Annotated in this window: 16 protein-coding genes, 1 tRNA gene, 1 rRNA gene, 1 other RNA gene and 1 other annotated feature; of the genes, 14 read left to right on the forward strand and 5 right to left on the reverse strand. The window is 41.9% G+C overall.

Annotated features, from left to right (window positions below; all coding sequences use genetic code 11):
- Positions 1-92, forward strand: a 5S ribosomal RNA gene (rrf, locus tag FB592_RS20655); the annotation flags it as partial.
- 39 nt (positions 93-131) lie between these two features.
- Here rrf and FB592_RS20660 read toward each other — a convergent pair.
- Positions 132-1,079, reverse strand: a complete 948-nt coding sequence (locus FB592_RS20660) for a YaaC family protein (RefSeq protein WP_072174182.1) — start codon at positions 1,077-1,079, stop codon at positions 132-134.
- A gap of 120 nt (positions 1,080-1,199) precedes the next feature.
- On the opposite strand from FB592_RS20660, the gene guaB reads away from it, so the two are divergent.
- From guaB to FB592_RS20690, 6 genes are all read left to right on the forward strand, one after another.
- A complete protein-coding gene (gene guaB, locus FB592_RS20665; RefSeq protein WP_003226803.1) occupies positions 1,200-2,666 on the forward strand; it encodes an IMP dehydrogenase in 1,467 nt (488 codons plus the stop codon).
- A gap of 152 nt (positions 2,667-2,818) precedes the next feature.
- Positions 2,819-4,150 (forward strand): D-alanyl-D-alanine carboxypeptidase, encoded by a 1,332-nt coding sequence (gene dacA, locus FB592_RS20670; protein WP_015482683.1) that lies wholly within the window; start codon positions 2,819-2,821, stop codon positions 4,148-4,150.
- A gap of 196 nt (positions 4,151-4,346) precedes the next feature.
- On the forward strand, positions 4,347-5,231 hold the full coding sequence (gene pdxS / locus FB592_RS20675) for a pyridoxal 5'-phosphate synthase lyase subunit PdxS (RefSeq protein WP_003247145.1): 885 nt from the start codon (positions 4,347-4,349) through the stop codon (positions 5,229-5,231).
- Between the two features lie 21 nt (positions 5,232-5,252).
- Positions 5,253-5,843, forward strand: coding sequence for a pyridoxal 5'-phosphate synthase glutaminase subunit PdxT (pdxT, locus tag FB592_RS20680; protein ID WP_003226797.1), 591 nt, complete (start codon positions 5,253-5,255; stop codon positions 5,841-5,843).
- 52 nt (positions 5,844-5,895) lie between these two features.
- Positions 5,896-6,108, forward strand: a binding site (T-box leader).
- 56 nt (positions 6,109-6,164) lie between these two features.
- Positions 6,165-7,442 (forward strand): serine--tRNA ligase, encoded by a 1,278-nt coding sequence (serS, locus tag FB592_RS20685; RefSeq protein WP_003247131.1) that lies wholly within the window; start codon positions 6,165-6,167, stop codon positions 7,440-7,442.
- A gap of 134 nt (positions 7,443-7,576) precedes the next feature.
- Positions 7,577-7,669, forward strand: a tRNA-Ser gene (locus FB592_RS20690).
- Between the two features lie 111 nt (positions 7,670-7,780).
- Here FB592_RS20690 and dck read toward each other — a convergent pair.
- The 4 genes from dck to FB592_RS20710 all read right to left on the reverse strand — a co-directional run bounded on the left by dck (position 7,781) and on the right by FB592_RS20710 (position 11,051).
- Positions 7,781-8,434: a deoxyadenosine/deoxycytidine kinase gene (gene dck / locus FB592_RS20695; RefSeq protein ID WP_003226792.1), complete on the reverse strand. Its 654-nt coding sequence runs from the start codon at positions 8,432-8,434 to the stop codon at positions 7,781-7,783.
- Entirely contained in the window at positions 8,431-9,054 is a 624-nt protein-coding gene (dgk, locus tag FB592_RS20700) for a deoxyguanosine kinase (RefSeq protein WP_041850246.1), read from the reverse strand. The genes dck and dgk overlap by 4 nt, the downstream gene beginning before the upstream one ends.
- Before the next feature lie 98 nt (positions 9,055-9,152).
- Positions 9,153-10,436 carry a glycoside hydrolase family 18 protein gene (locus FB592_RS20705; protein ID WP_021479915.1) on the reverse strand — a complete coding sequence of 428 codons (1,284 nt, stop codon included), beginning with the start codon at positions 10,434-10,436 and terminating at the stop codon, positions 9,153-9,155.
- A gap of 69 nt (positions 10,437-10,505) precedes the next feature.
- Positions 10,506-11,051 carry a cysteine hydrolase family protein gene (locus tag FB592_RS20710; protein WP_003226786.1) on the reverse strand — a complete coding sequence of 182 codons (546 nt, stop codon included), beginning with the start codon at positions 11,049-11,051 and terminating at the stop codon, positions 10,506-10,508.
- 85 nt (positions 11,052-11,136) lie between these two features.
- On the opposite strand from FB592_RS20710, the gene tadA reads away from it, so the two are divergent.
- The 7 genes from tadA (at position 11,137) to bofA (ending at position 15,320) form a co-directional block, all read left to right on the forward strand.
- The gene (gene tadA, locus FB592_RS20715; protein ID WP_003226784.1) at positions 11,137-11,622 is read left to right on the forward strand and encodes a tRNA adenosine(34) deaminase TadA; all 486 of its coding nucleotides are present in this window, start codon (positions 11,137-11,139) and stop codon (positions 11,620-11,622) included.
- Between the two features lie 82 nt (positions 11,623-11,704).
- Positions 11,705-11,969, forward strand: an RNA gene (ffs, locus tag FB592_RS20720) — signal recognition particle sRNA large type.
- A 129-nt stretch (positions 11,970-12,098) separates the two neighbouring features.
- Positions 12,099-13,790 (forward strand): DNA polymerase III subunit gamma/tau, encoded by a 1,692-nt coding sequence (dnaX, locus tag FB592_RS20725; RefSeq protein WP_069322309.1) that lies wholly within the window; start codon positions 12,099-12,101, stop codon positions 13,788-13,790.
- A 23-nt stretch (positions 13,791-13,813) separates the two neighbouring features.
- The gene (locus FB592_RS20730) at positions 13,814-14,137 is read left to right on the forward strand and encodes a YbaB/EbfC family nucleoid-associated protein (RefSeq protein WP_003225427.1); all 324 of its coding nucleotides are present in this window, start codon (positions 13,814-13,816) and stop codon (positions 14,135-14,137) included.
- A gap of 14 nt (positions 14,138-14,151) precedes the next feature.
- Positions 14,152-14,748 carry a recombination protein RecR gene (gene recR / locus FB592_RS20735; protein WP_003225425.1) on the forward strand — a complete coding sequence of 199 codons (597 nt, stop codon included), beginning with the start codon at positions 14,152-14,154 and terminating at the stop codon, positions 14,746-14,748.
- 17 nt (positions 14,749-14,765) lie between these two features.
- Positions 14,766-14,990, forward strand: a complete 225-nt coding sequence (locus FB592_RS20740) for a YaaL family protein (RefSeq protein WP_003242387.1) — start codon at positions 14,766-14,768, stop codon at positions 14,988-14,990.
- A gap of 66 nt (positions 14,991-15,056) precedes the next feature.
- A complete protein-coding gene (bofA, locus tag FB592_RS20745; RefSeq protein WP_003225421.1) occupies positions 15,057-15,320 on the forward strand; it encodes a sigma-K factor-processing regulator BofA in 264 nt (87 codons plus the stop codon).
- Positions 15,321-15,622: the final 302 nt, after the last annotated feature.

The raw sequence follows: 15,622 nt of genomic DNA on the forward strand, positions 1-15,622 counted from the left end.
ACACCCGTTCCCATACCGAACACGGAAGTTAAGCTCTTCAGCGCCGATGGTAGTCGGGGGTTTCCCCCTGTGAGAGTAGGACGCCGCCAAGCAAGTTTAAACCCAGCTCATTGAGCTGGGTTTTTTGTTTGTTAAAAATGAAGAAGAAACTGTGAAGCGTATTTAGGGAATTTCTTTTCTGTTACTAATAAAAACTGCTGAATTAACACGTAGTCATCACTTATATGCTGTGTTAATAACTCATACCACCATTCTGTTTCATACCTTGCAATCATCCCAACGTTGTACAAAATCAAATAATGAATTGTCATTTCGGGAAGCCTCAGAAATTGCTCCCTTTGAGAAGGGATATAATATTGGTTCTTTTCCATGTCAAACAATAAGCTGGTCGATGTCCATGGCTCCTTGTCTTGTGGTGAAATTTCGAACAGCAGCCCGTGTTCATTTTTTTTTGTAAAAGACCATTGATAATGATGGGACATGTATTCAGCAAACCTTGAATCAGACATTTTGTAATTGATTACTACTTCCTCCGGTACAAAAATTTCGTTCTTATCCTTCTCAACTTTTGTCATAAATCGTTCTTTCTGATGAAAGTAGAAAATATCGCTAAGTTCTGGAATGGCCATTAATAATTTTTTCATGGTATACCGTTCATCTACTATATCCGATTGTCCGAATAAATGTTTCATAAAATGTATGCATAGGCCATTTCGTTGTATTTTCACTTCATCATCGCTAAAACAATAATTTTGTTTCTTTCGTTTTCTTGTTGTTACGCCATGTGCCAGTACTGATGTATGGCTTGGATAATGAGGATCACGTGTAATTAAGCATGCTTTGATAAGCTGTGCCATTCCATAAAATAAAAGAATCGGTTTGATTTCTAAGGGAGAATATGCGGCTTGTTTATAAAACGATTCGGCATGCTTTAAGAAATAAATAAACCGTTCACTGTTTTTAAAAGAGTTTTTTTTCGCATCGTCAATACCGTTTAAGGTATAAATCTTTTCTAGAAATTTCTGGGTTGATTCAACGGAGTAAAATAGCGCTAAGTCTTTCCACTCATGATATGTCATGTATATTTCTTGATCCTTTCCGTTATCTAAATATTTCAACTCTTTCCCGCTTCCTTGACATGCTCTTGGCTAGTTGATAATCTACATATAATATTTTGCCGAAAAGAGGGGGATTTACTAATGTGGGAAAGTAAATTTTCAAAAGAAGGCTTAACGTTCGACGATGTGCTGCTTGTACCAGCAAAGTCTGAGGTACTTCCGCGTGATGTGGATTTATCTGTAGAACTTACAAAAACGTTAAAGCTAAATATTCCTGTCATCAGCGCAGGTATGGACACTGTAACAGAATCAGCAATGGCAATTGCAATGGCAAGACAGGGCGGCTTGGGCATCATTCACAAAAATATGTCCATTGAACAGCAGGCTGAACAAGTTGATAAAGTAAAGCGTTCTGAGCGCGGCGTTATCACAAATCCCTTCTTTTTAACTCCTGATCACCAAGTATTTGATGCGGAGCATTTGATGGGGAAATACAGAATTTCCGGTGTTCCGATTGTAAATAACGAAGAAGACCAGAAGCTTGTTGGAATTATTACAAACCGTGACCTTCGTTTTATTTCTGACTACTCAATGAAAATCAGCGATGTCATGACGAAAGAAGAGCTAGTTACTGCATCTGTAGGAACTACTCTGGATGAAGCTGAAAAGATTTTGCAGAAACATAAAATTGAAAAGCTTCCTCTCGTAGACGACCAGAATAAATTAAAAGGTCTTATCACAATTAAAGACATTGAAAAAGTCATTGAGTTTCCGAACTCATCTAAAGACATTCACGGCCGCCTGATCGTTGGCGCGGCAGTTGGTGTAACTGGCGATACAATGACTCGCGTCAAAAAGCTTGTTGAAGCCAATGTTGATGTGATTGTTATCGATACAGCTCACGGACACTCTCAAGGCGTTTTAAACACAGTCACAAAAATCCGTGAAACGTATCCCGAATTAAACATTATTGCTGGAAACGTGGCAACAGCTGAAGCGACAAGAGCGCTTATCGAAGCTGGAGCAGACGTTGTCAAAGTTGGAATAGGACCTGGTTCAATTTGTACTACACGTGTTGTAGCCGGCGTCGGTGTTCCGCAAATTACAGCAATTTATGATTGTGCGACTGAAGCAAGAAAACACGGCAAAACTATCATAGCCGATGGTGGGATTAAATTCTCTGGCGATATCACTAAAGCGTTGGCAGCCGGCGGACATGCTGTTATGCTCGGAAGCTTGCTTGCAGGCACATCAGAAAGCCCTGGTGAAACTGAAATCTACCAAGGCAGAAGATTTAAGGTATACCGCGGCATGGGATCAGTTGCTGCAATGGAAAAAGGAAGTAAAGACCGTTACTTCCAAGAAGAAAACAAAAAATTTGTTCCTGAAGGAATTGAAGGACGCACACCTTACAAAGGACCAGTTGAAGAAACCGTTTATCAGCTAGTCGGAGGTCTTCGTTCTGGTATGGGGTATTGCGGGTCCAAAGATCTGCGTGCGCTAAGAGAAGAAGCTCAGTTCATTCGCATGACTGGCGCAGGACTTCGCGAAAGCCATCCGCATGACGTACAGATTACAAAAGAATCACCTAACTATACAATTTCATAATAAATTGTTACAAATTAAAAACATTTGACAGGGTCTCTGACTCTGTCTATTTTTTTTATACTGATTATGATAAAATTTATACTGTTGTGCATTGAAAATGTCCTTAACGGCTTAATTATAGATGAAGAAAATGAAATACGGAGGTCGTACGATTGAACATCAAGAAATGTAAACAGCTACTGATGTCATTGGTTGTGTTAACTCTAGCTGTCACGTGTCTGGCTCCAATGTCAAAAGCAAAAGCAGCCAGCGATCCAATTGATATCAATGCATCTGCTGCTATTATGATCGAAGCTTCTTCAGGTAAAATTCTTTACAGTAAAAATGCAGATAAGAGACTGCCAATTGCGAGTATGACAAAAATGATGACAGAGTATCTGTTATTAGAAGCAATTGATCAAGGTAAAGTGAAATGGGACCAAACCTATACGCCTGATGACTATGTGTATGAAATTTCCCAAGATAACAGCTTATCAAACGTTCCTCTTCGGAAAGACGGGAAATACACAGTAAAAGAATTATATCAAGCTACAGCAATTTATTCTGCAAATGCTGCTGCTATTGCGATTGCAGAAATCGTTGCCGGTTCTGAAACTAAGTTTGTTGAAAAAATGAATGCAAAAGCAAAAGAACTAGGCTTAACAGATTACAAATTTGTTAACGCAACAGGTCTTGAAAACAAAGATCTTCACGGGCATCAGCCTGAGGGGACAAGCGTAAATGAAGAGAGTGAAGTTTCTGCAAAGGATATGGCGATTCTTGCGGATCACTTAATTACTGATTACCCTGAGATTCTGGAGACTTCCAGTATCGCCAAAACGAAATTCAGAGAAGGCACCGATGATGAAATGGATATGCCGAACTGGAACTTTATGCTGAAGGGGCTTGTCAGCGAGTATAAAAAAGCGACTGTAGACGGACTGAAAACAGGTTCTACTGACTCTGCGGGTTCATGCTTTACAGGAACAGCTGAACGCAACGGTATGCGTGTCATCACTGTTGTTTTAAACGCAAAGGGCAACCTTCATACAGGCCGTTTCGATGAAACGAAGAAAATGTTTGATTATGCTTTCGACAATTTCTCCATGAAAGAAATTTATGCTGAAGGCGATCAAGTAAAAGGCCATAAAACAATTTCAGTTGATAAGGGTAAAGAGAAAGAAGTAGGCATTGTGACAAACAAGGCGTTCTCTCTTCCTGTCAAAAATGGTGAAGAAAAGAATTACAAAGCGAAGGTCACACTGAATAAAGACAACTTAACTGCTCCTGTGAAAAAAGGAACCAAGGTTGGGAAGCTGACTGCGGAATACACAGGTGATGAAAAGGATTACGGATTCCTTAACAGCGATCTGGCTGGCGTAGACCTTGTTACAAAAGAAAATGTAGAAAAAGCAAACTGGTTTGTTTTGACAATGCGCAGTATCGGCGGATTTTTTGCCGGAATTTGGGGAAGCATTGTTGATACGGTAACCGGCTGGTTTTAATCAATTGAAAGAGCTCTGATGGATGTTAGGGCTCTTTCGCGTAATATACTGAAAAAACCCAATTTTTAATAAAAAATGATTTTCAAAGCGCTAAAAACCGAATAAAATAGTATATATCCATATGAATTATTGGATTTCTAGGATACAATAAGGATTAGAAATCATATAACTATACCTTGATTAGGGGGACCAAGAAATGGCTCAAACAGGTACTGAACGTGTAAAACGCGGAATGGCAGAAATGCAAAAAGGCGGCGTCATCATGGACGTCATCAATGCGGAACAAGCGAAAATCGCTGAAGAAGCTGGAGCTGTCGCTGTAATGGCGCTAGAACGTGTGCCAGCAGATATTCGCGCGGCTGGAGGAGTTGCCCGTATGGCTGACCCTACAATCGTGGAAGAAGTAATGAATGCAGTATCTATCCCGGTAATGGCAAAAGCGCGTATCGGACATATTGTTGAAGCGCGTGTGCTTGAAGCTATGGGTGTTGACTATATTGATGAAAGTGAAGTTCTGACGCCGGCTGACGAAGAATTTCATTTAAATAAAAATGAATACACAGTTCCTTTTGTATGTGGCTGCCGTGATCTTGGTGAAGCAACACGCCGTATTGCGGAAGGTGCTTCTATGCTTCGCACAAAAGGTGAGCCTGGAACAGGTAATATTGTTGAGGCTGTTCGCCATATGCGTAAAGTTAACGCTCAAGTGCGCAAAGTAGTTGCGATGAGTGAGGATGAACTAATGACAGAAGCGAAAAATCTAGGTGCTCCTTACGAGCTTCTTCTTCAAATTAAAAAAGACGGCAAGCTTCCTGTCGTTAACTTTGCCGCTGGCGGCGTAGCAACTCCAGCTGATGCTGCTCTCATGATGCAGCTTGGTGCTGACGGAGTATTTGTTGGTTCTGGTATTTTCAAATCAGACAACCCTGCTAAATTTGCGAAAGCAATTGTGGAAGCAACAACTCACTTTACTGATTACAAATTGATCGCTGAGTTGTCAAAAGAGCTTGGTACTGCAATGAAAGGGATTGAAATCTCAAACTTACTTCCAGAACAGCGTATGCAAGAACGCGGCTGGTAAGAACATAGGAGCGCTGCTGACATGTTAACAATAGGTGTACTAGGACTTCAAGGAGCAGTTAGAGAGCACATCCATGCGATTGAAGCATGCGGCGCGGCTGGTCTTGTCGTAAAACGTCCGGAGCAGCTGAACGAAGTTGACGGGTTGATTTTGCCGGGCGGTGAGAGCACGACGATGCGCCGTTTGATCGATACGTATCAATTCATGGAGCCGCTTCGTGAATTCGCTGCTCAGGGCAAACCGATGTTTGGAACATGTGCCGGATTAATTATATTAGCAAAAGAAATTGCCGGTTCAGATAATCCTCATTTAGGGCTTCTGAATGTGGTTGTAGAACGTAATTCATTTGGCCGGCAGGTTGACAGCTTTGAAGCTGATTTAACAATTAAAGGATTGGACGAGCCTTTTACAGGGGTATTCATCCGTGCTCCGCATATTTTAGAAGCTGGTGAAAATGTTGAAGTTTTATCGGAGCATAATGGTCGTATTGTAGCCGCGAAACAGGGGCAATTCCTTGGCTGCTCATTCCATCCGGAGCTGACAGAAGATCACCGAGTGACACAGCTGTTTGTTGAAATGGTTGAGGAATATAAGCAAAAGGCACTTGTATAAAACAGTTGAAAGCTGTGGAAACTTATAGTACATTATAAGCACAAATAAAGATCGAAAAGCGTTGATAGGAACTAGTAGGGAGCCTCTCTTTCTAAGAGAGCCGATGGTTGGTGCGAATCGGTGAAAGATGCTGTCTGAATCCATCCTTGAGCGAAATGCTGAAACAAGTAGGCATTTACGGGATAACCGTTATGTTTGAAAGTGGAAAACGAGTCTTTGATTTGTTTTCAATCAGGGTGGCAACGCGAGAGCTCTCGTCCCTTTATGGGGATGAGGGCTCTTTTTATTTTCGACAAATCAATAAAAAAAGGAGTGTTTCGCATGCTTGATACGAAAATGCTGAGAGCAAATTTTCAAGAAATTAAAGCAAAGCTTGTACACAAAGGCGAAGACTTAACTGATTTTGATAAGTTTGAGGCGCTGGATGATAGACGAAGAGAGCTTATCGGCAAGGTTGAAGAGTTAAAAGGAAAACGAAATGAAGTTTCTCAGCAGGTTGCTGTGCTGAAGCGTGAGAAAAAAGACGCGGATCACATTATTAAAGAAATGCGTGAAGTCGGCGAGGAAATTAAAAAGCTTGATGAAGAATTGCGAACAGTGGAAGCTGAGCTTGATACAATCCTTCTCTCAATCCCGAATATTCCGCATGAGTCTGTACCTGTCGGTGAAACAGAAGATGACAACGTAGAAGTGCGTAAATGGGGTGAAAAGCCTTCATTTGCTTATGAGCCGAAGCCGCACTGGGATATTGCGGATGAGCTGGGTATTCTGGATTTTGAACGTGCTGCCAAAGTAACAGGAAGCCGTTTCGTGTTCTATAAAGGCTTAGGTGCTCGTCTGGAGCGTGCGCTTTATAACTTTATGCTTGATCTGCATGTGGATGAGTATAACTACACTGAAGTGATCCCGCCATATATGGTAAACCGCGCAAGCATGACGGGAACGGGGCAGCTTCCTAAATTTGAAGAGGATGCATTTAAAATCAGAGAAGAAGATTATTTCTTAATTCCAACGGCGGAAGTGCCGATTACAAACATGCATCGCGATGAAATCCTTTCAGGTGACAGCCTGCCGATCAACTATGCGGCATTCAGTGCTTGCTTCCGTTCTGAAGCTGGTTCAGCAGGACGTGACACACGCGGATTAATTCGTCAGCACCAATTTAATAAAGTTGAGCTTGTAAAGTTTGTGAAGCCTGAAGATTCTTATGAAGAATTAGAGAAGCTTACAAACCAAGCAGAACGGGTTCTTCAGCTGCTTGAGCTTCCATACCGTGTCATGAGCATGTGTACGGGTGACTTAGGCTTTACGGCTGCGAAAAAATACGATATCGAAGTTTGGATTCCAAGCCAAGACACATATCGAGAAATCTCTTCTTGCAGCAACTTCGAAGCGTTCCAGGCGAGACGTGCGAATATTCGTTTCAGACGTGAAGCTAAAGGCAAGCCTGAGCATGTACACACACTGAACGGTTCAGGACTGGCGGTTGGAAGAACAGTTGCCGCTATCTTAGAAAATTATCAGCAGGAAGACGGAAGCGTTGTGATTCCGAAAGTGCTCCGTCCTTATATGGGGAATAGAGAAGTAATGAAACCGTAAATTATGGAAAGGCGTGCCTGACAAGGTGCGCCTTTTTGCTTATGTAAACACGGCATTTTCATAAAAACAAAAAAAGTTTTTAAAAATGCTTGACCACACGAGAACATACGTGATATAGTAAGTCTTGTCGATACGGAGGAATACCCAAGTCCGGCTGAAGGGATCGGTCTTGAAAACCGACAGGGGTGTCAAAGCCCGCGGGGGTTCGAATCCCTCTTCCTCCGCCATATTGATTTTAATTCTAATGAAACACAAGCATATATTGGAGATTGTTTTGTCCGTTGCATTCGGTGCGGCGGATTTTTTATTTTAAAGAAAAAGTGAATCTCGACTGAGATTCACTTTTTTTGATTATCATGAATAACTGAAGCAATTTGATCTACAATATTTTCAATCGAGTTTTCGTCGTTCAGAAGATCATAATCTTCAATGCGAAGTTTTAAAACAGGGCAGGCATTAAAACCGCTTATCCAGTTCTCGTAGCGTGTATGCATTTCTTCCCAATAAGACCTGCTTGTCTGAAGCTCCATCTCACGGCCGCGTTGTTCAATCCGGTTTAAAATGTTCTCCAGATCTCCTTCTAAATAGATCAACACATCTGGGTGTGGGAAATACGGTGTCATTACCATTGCTTCGAAAAGGCTTGTGTAAGTCTTATAATCAACCTTTGACATTGTCCCTTTATCAGCATGCATTTTTGCGAAAATTCCTGTATCTTCATAAATCGAACGATCCTGTACAAAACCTCCGCCGGCTTCAAAAATTGTTTTCTGTTCTTTGAAGCGTTCAGCTAAGAAGTAAATTTGAAGGTGAAAGCTCCAACGTTCAAAATCATGATAGAACTTTTCCAAATATGGATTATGATCGACTTCCTCCAAAGATGTTTTAAATCCAAGCCGTTTAGCTAAAGTTTTTGTTAAAGTCGATTTTCCGACACCTACTGTTCCTGCTACTGTAATAATTGAATTCTTAGGGATATGATGTTCCTTCATACGATAAGCTCCTTTACATGGGCGGCAATGCGTTCAAAGTCGCTCTTATTCAAAACGAAATCCTTTGAATCACCATCTACGGTTAACACTGTAAGTTTAGGGTCTGCTTCCTGCAGCTGCTTGATGGCGACTTCATAATCTGAAATCAGCTGCTCCAAATAGCTAGTTTCAATTTTTTTCTCGAAGGGGCGCCCGCGTTTTTCAATGCGGTGTAGCAATGTAGGCAGACTGGCCTTTATGTAAATGATGAAATTCGGCTTTGGCAGATCATCCGTTAGCAGGTGATATATCTTTTTGTATTTTTCCAGCTGATGTGGAGACAAGGTGCGTTCCGCAAAAATCACATTTTTATAAATATGATAATCAGCTATTACAGGCTGTCCCTTTTTTAAAAAGTGATCACTGGTGTCTTCAAGCTGTTTGTATCTGTGACAAAGAAAAAACATCTCGAGCTGGAAGCTCCATTCCTCTATATTGTCATAAAACTTATCAAGGTACGGGTTATCCTCTACAATCTCATTGATCATAGGGAATCCGAATTCTTGTGAGAGCATCGTTGCGAGAGTTGTTTTTCCTGCCCCGATAGGACCTTCTATTGCAATAAAAGGGGCTGTATTCATCGGAATCCTCCTTATATCTGAAAAACGTGCGTCAGTTACCGACCTTCATATTGTATCACAACCCTTGGGTGCCCCCATGAAAAAAAGACGTTTCCAAATTATCGAAACGTCTTTTTGACAACATTAAATTGATCAGACAGCAGCAGCCAGTTTTGTGGAAAGGAAAGACCCAGCTTCCAATAGCTGATGCCTCTTAAATTCAGCTCTTTAATCAGATTGAATTTTGCTTGAATCGAGCGGGCATCCTCGAACCATACCTCGTGCCTTCTGTTTTCTGCATCAGTATAGCGGAAGAAAGGAGCTTGAGCGGTTTGGTCATACTGAATGGAAGCATTGTTCTGATCAGCTATGACAATGGCTTGCTGAGGGCTTACAGCTCTTGCCGGAGTTCCCCCTGCTGTATATGGCAGCGTCCAGTCATATCCATATAAATTCTGGCCCATGACAATTTTGTTCGCAGGCATTTCAGTCAAAGCATATTCTATGACATCACGGACAGGTCCAATTGGAGAAACCGCTTGAGGCGGCCCGCCGCTATAGCCCCATTCATATGTCATGAGAACAACAAAGTCGACAATTTGGCCATGTGCCCTGTAATCATGAGCTTCATACCATCTGCCCTGCTGTGTTGCACTTGTTTTAGGAGCAAGAGCCGTAGAAATTTCTAAGCCCTCTCGATGAAAAAGATCCCTTGCTTCGCGGAGGAATTGATTATAAGCCTCTCTATCCTGGGGCCGCAAATATTCAAAGTCGAAATGAATGTCACGGAAGCCATATCTTCTGGCATTCTCGACTATTTCATTTAGAAGCCGTCTTTTTACAGTTTCGTCGTTCAAAAGGATCCGGCCAAGTTCATCGCTGAATGCTTGGTTTTCTAGGTTCGTTATAATCATCATCAATGTTGTATTTTGACTTTCTGTAATGCTCCTTAAATTCGTTAAAGGCGGTGCGACTAAGGTTCCGTTACGCTGTGCCTGGAAGCTGAATGCGCCAAGGTACGTTAAGTAGGGCGACGCTTCTCTGGCCGCCTGCTGGAGATTTTCGCTGACTTGATTTCCTCGGGGCTCCAAATAAGCATTTGATTCGATGTCTCGTTTAGGAGATGGTGGGATGTATAAACGGAAACCAATCTGAAGCACGGTATTTAACTGGATGCGGTTAACCCTTGCGAGCTCGGCTGCCGTTGTATTGAACTGCCGGGCGATAGATGTCAGGGTATCACCTCGCTTCACATCATAGAACTGGCCAGCTATTGGAATGACAATGGTTTGTCCGACAACAAGGCTGTCGGGATTCGGTATTTCATTCGTTTCAGCGATCTCATTTGCGGTTGTTCTGTATTGTGAAGCGATAGCAGAAAGAGTGTCGCCTTGTTTTACCACATAAATTTGAATGAAAAACGCCTCCTTTCATATCGCTATCAATGTATGAAAGAAAAGCGCTGATCATGTTTATTTTTCTGTAATTTGTTCTTCCGTCGTAATTTCTGCGAAAAGAACATTCTCCATCATAGTTAAGGCGAATTCGTTATCTTCGTCACTGTTTGACGCGATACAGTCCTTAGGAATCGTGATGCTGTATTCCCTCATATAAGCGTCATTAGCAGTAAACAGCACACATATATTGCCGGCTATACCTGTTAAGATAATATGTCTCACCTGCAACTCAGTAAGAAGGGTGTGAAGTGCAGTTTCGTAGAAAGCGGAATGTTTCGGTTTGATTAAAAAATAATCAGCATCTTCCGGAGCTATCTTTGTGATGATATCCTTGCTTCTTTCATTTGTGCATTCTTGCTGAATGTTTTTAATGTCAGCTTGCCAAAGTCCATAATGATCATTGATGTAAATAATCGGCCATTCATTTTGTCTCGCGTGCTCCTTTAATGATAAAATATGAGGAACGATTTTTTCTGTTTTTTTAGCGAGGGTTTCTCCCATATCGAATTCAAAATTATTGATCATGTCTACAATGAGAAGGGCTGTATCTGCTTTGGACAATCGACAGTCTCCTTTCCGTTTCAGTTATAGTTAATATGTAGCCTTTTTAGGCGATGAAAAAACTTTGAAAAGAGAGCTTATCCTTATGACACAAGATGAACTTTATATGAAAGAAGCAATTAAAGAAGCGAAAAAGGCTGAAGAGAAAGGTGAAGTGCCAATAGGTGCGGTGCTTGTCGTTAATGATGAAATTATAGCGCGTGCACATAATTTAAGAGAGACTGAGCAACGATCTATTGCCCATGCAGAAATGCTTGTAATTGATGAAGCATGTAAGGCACTCGGAACATGGCGGCTGGAAGGTGCGACTCTTTATGTGACGCTTGAGCCATGTCCAATGTGTGCTGGTGCCGTCGTACTTTCTCGAGTGGAAAAAGTGGTTTTTGGCGCATTTGATCCGAAAGGCGGCTGTTCAGGCACACTAATGAACCTTCTTCAGGAGGAACGCTTTAATCATCAGGCTGAAGTGGTGAGCGGTGTACTTGAGGAAGAATGCGGCGGAATGCTCAGTGCGTTTTTCAGAGAACTAAGAAAAAAGAAGAAAGCCGCCAGGAAAAACTTGTCTGAATAGTACGGTTGCAATTTTTAGGGGAAACAGATATACTTAAGTGTGCATCGTAATAGATGCAACATAAAATTTGATATTTATTTTGCCGTGCTAAGCGGGGAGGTAGCGGTGCCCTGTACCTGCAATCCGCTCTAGCAGGGCCGAATCCCTTCTCGAGGTTCGTTTACTTTAAGGCCTGCCTTAAGTAAGTGGTGTTGACGTTTGGGTCCTGCGCAATGGGAATTCATGAACCATGTCAGGTCCGGAAGGAAGCAGCATTAAGTGAAACCTCTCATGTGCCGCAGGGTTGCCTGGGCCGAGCTAACTGCTTAAGTAACGCTTAGGGTAGCGAATCGACAGAAGGTGCACGGTAAATCAATCATCAAATTTTCAGACTCACCTAACATTAGGTGAGTTTTTTGTTATGTAAAAAGAGCTTTTGGAATCGAAACAAGGTTCATGTATAATGGGAATGATGAATAACGGAGGAGGGCAAACCCGTGAGTTACCAAGCTTTATATCGAGTATTCAGGCCTCAGCGCTTTGAAGATGTGGTCGGACAAGAACACATTACAAAAACGCTGCAAAATGCCCTTTTGCAAAAAAAGTTTTCTCACGCCTATCTGTTTTCCGGGCCAAGAGGAACCGGAAAAACCAGTGCAGCCAAAATATTTGCCAAGGCTGTCAACTGTGAACATGCTCCTGTTGATGAGCCATGCAACGAATGTGCGGCCTGTAAAGGGATAACAAACGGGTCAATATCCGATGTCATAGAAATTGACGCCGCTTCTAATAACGGTGTTGATGAGATTCGTGACATTCGCGATAAAGTGAAGTTTGCCCCATCGGCCGTCACATATAAGGTATATATCATAGATGAGGTGCATATGCTTTCTATCGGCGCTTTTAATGCATTACTAAAAACATTAGAAGAGCCGCCTGAGCATTGTATCTTCATATTAGCAACAACTGAACCGCACAAAATTCCTTTAACCATTATCTCTAGATGTCAGCGTTTTGACTTTAAACGAATTACCTCCCAAGCGATTGTAGGGCGCATGAATAAAATTGTTGATGCTGAACAGCTGCAAGTGGAGGAAGGATCGCTGGATATCATCGCGAGTGCTGCAGACGGAGGGATGAGGGATGCCCTGAGCCTCCTTGATCAGGCCATATCATTCAGCGGCGATATCCTGAAAGTCGAAGATGCGCTTTTAATTACGGGTGCTGTTTCTCAATTATATATCGGGAAGCTTGCAAAATCCCTGCATGATAAAAACGTTTCTGACGCACTGGAAACATTAAATGAATTGCTTCAGCAAGGAAAAGATCCAGCTAAGCTGATAGAAGATATGATTTTCTATTTCAGGGACATGCTGCTGTACAAAACAGCCCCTGGCTTAGAGGGAGTGCTTGAGAAAGTAAAAGTCGATGAAACGTTCCGGGAACTAAGTGAACAAATTCCGGCTCAGGCCCTATATGAAATGATTGATATTCTGAACAAGAGCCATCAGGAAATGAAATGGACAAATCATCCGCGTATCTTTTTCGAAGTGGCCGTTGTGAAGATTTGCCAAACCTCACATCAATCTGCTGCTGATCTCCCGGAAGTGGATATGCTGATGAAAAAAATCCAGCAGCTCGAACAGGAAGTAGAGCGGCTCAAAACAACGGGCATAAAAGCAGCTGCGGAAAGCCCGAAAAAAGAAGCGCCGCGTGTGCCAAAGGGCGGGAAATCCAATTACAAAGCGCCAGTAGGCAGAATTCATGAGATTTTGAAGGAAGCCACAAGACCGGATCTTGATCTGCTCAGAAACAGTTGGGGCAAGCTTCTTGCTCATCTCAAACAGCAAAACAAAGTATCACATGCCGCTTTGCTGAATGACAGTGAACCTGTGGCTGCCGGATCGGCGGCATTTGTTCTGAAATTCAAATATGAAATTCATTGTAAAATGGTCGCTGAGGATAACAACGGAGTCCGGACTAATCTAGAGCAGATTTTAGAATCGATGCTCGGAAAAAGAATGGATTTGATTGGCGTTCCAGAAGCACAATGGGGTAAAATAAGAGAAGAATTTTTAGAAGATCATCAGCAGGAAAATGAAGGATCAAATGAACCGGCTGAAGAAGACCCGCTTATTGCCGAAGCGAAAAAGCTTGTTGGAGCGGATCTAATTGAAATAAAAGACTAACAAAATGAAAGAGAGTGAATGCTATGCGTGGCGGAATGGGTAATATGCAAAAAATGATGAAACAAATGCAAAAAATGCAAAAGGACATGGCGAAGGCTCAAGAAGAGCTTGCAGAAAAGGTTGTTGAAGGAACTGCAGGCGGCGGTATGGTAACAGTAAAAGCAAACGGCCAAAAAGAAATCCTGGATGTTATCATCAAAGAAGAAGTCGTTGATCCTGAAGATATTGATATGCTTCAAGATTTAGTGCTTGCTGCAACGAATGAAGCTTTGAAAAAAGTTGACGAAATCACAAACGAAACAATGGGTCAATTTACAAAGGGAATGAACATGCCAGGTTTATTCTAGGGGGATAAAAGAACATGCAATATCCTGAACCAATATCAAAGCTGATTGACAGCTTTATGAAATTGCCAGGGATCGGACCGAAAACAGCGGTTCGTCTGGCTTTTTTTGTTCTAGGTATGAAAGAAGATGTAGTATTAGATTTTGCGAAAGCATTAGTAAATGCGAAACGCAATCTGACATATTGTTCAGTTTGCGGGCATATTACAGATCAGGACCCTTGCTATATATGTGAAGATACGCGCAGGGATAAGTCAGTTATCTGTGTTGTGCAAGACCCTAAGGATGTTATCGCTATGGAGAAAATGAAGGAATACAACGGACAGTATCACGTTCTTCACGGCGCTATTTCTCCAATGGACGGCATCGGACCGGAGGATATTAAAATACCAGAATTGTTAAAACGATTACAGGATGATCAAGTGACAGAAGTGATCCTCGCGACAAACCCTAATATAGAAGGGGAAGCAACGGCGATGTATATATCAAGGCTCCTCAAGCCGTCTGGTATTAAGCTCTCCCGTATTGCCCACGGACTGCCCGTCGGCGGTGATTTGGAATATGCTGATGAGGTCACTCTTTCTAAAGCACTTGAAGGAAGACGTGAATTGTAAGGAGGAAAAAGCGATCCATGGGTTTTCTTCGCAAGAAAACATTAAGAAGAGAGTTTGATGAAAAACTAACCGAGCAGCTTTTTAAGCAAAAGGAAGAGTGGAACAGGCAAAAAAAGCTGGTTGAAAAAAGCTTAGAACCGTCTGCTGAAGTGTTATACGAACTGAAAGTAGCTGAAGCGAAGTATTTTTTTTACTTAAGGGAAGCGAAGCAGCGAAATTTAAAAATCAGCCGGTGGAAGTAAGTGGTCTAAACTCCTGGATCTTCTCATAAGCTTGTACTAGAACAAGCGAAGGAGATGAGAAGATTCATGGAGCCTATTTTTATTATTGGGATTATTTTAGGACTGGTTATTCTTCTTTTTTTATCAGGTTCAGCTGCGAAGCCTTTAAAGTGGATTGGCATCACAGCTGTTAAATTTGTGGCAGGTGCTTTGCTGCTGGTTTGTGTAAATATGTTTGGCGGCAGTCTTGGCATTCATGTGCCGATTAATCTGGTTACAACAGCTATCAGCGGAATTTTAGGAATACCCGGAATAGCTGCGTTAGTCGTCATTAAGCAATTTATCATTTAATTGATATTATGTATTGACTTAGACAACTGAAGGTGTTATTCTAATATACGTCGCTGATGACGAACAGCTTTTTTGAAAAGAAAATGCTAAAAAGTTGTTGACAGTAGCGGCGGTAAATGTTATGATAATAAAGTCGCTTAAACGAGCGGTAAACAAAGTTCTTTGAAAACTAAACAAGACAAAACGTACCTGTTAATTCATTTTTATAAATCGCACAGCAATGTGCGTAGTCAGTCAAACTACTTTATCGGAGAGTTTGATCCTGGCTCAGGACGAACGCTGGCGGCGTGCCTAATACATGC

The organism is Bacillus sp. SJZ110 (assembly GCF_006715455.1).
Taxonomy (GTDB): Bacteria; Bacillota; Bacilli; order Bacillales; family Bacillaceae; genus Bacillus; species Bacillus subtilis.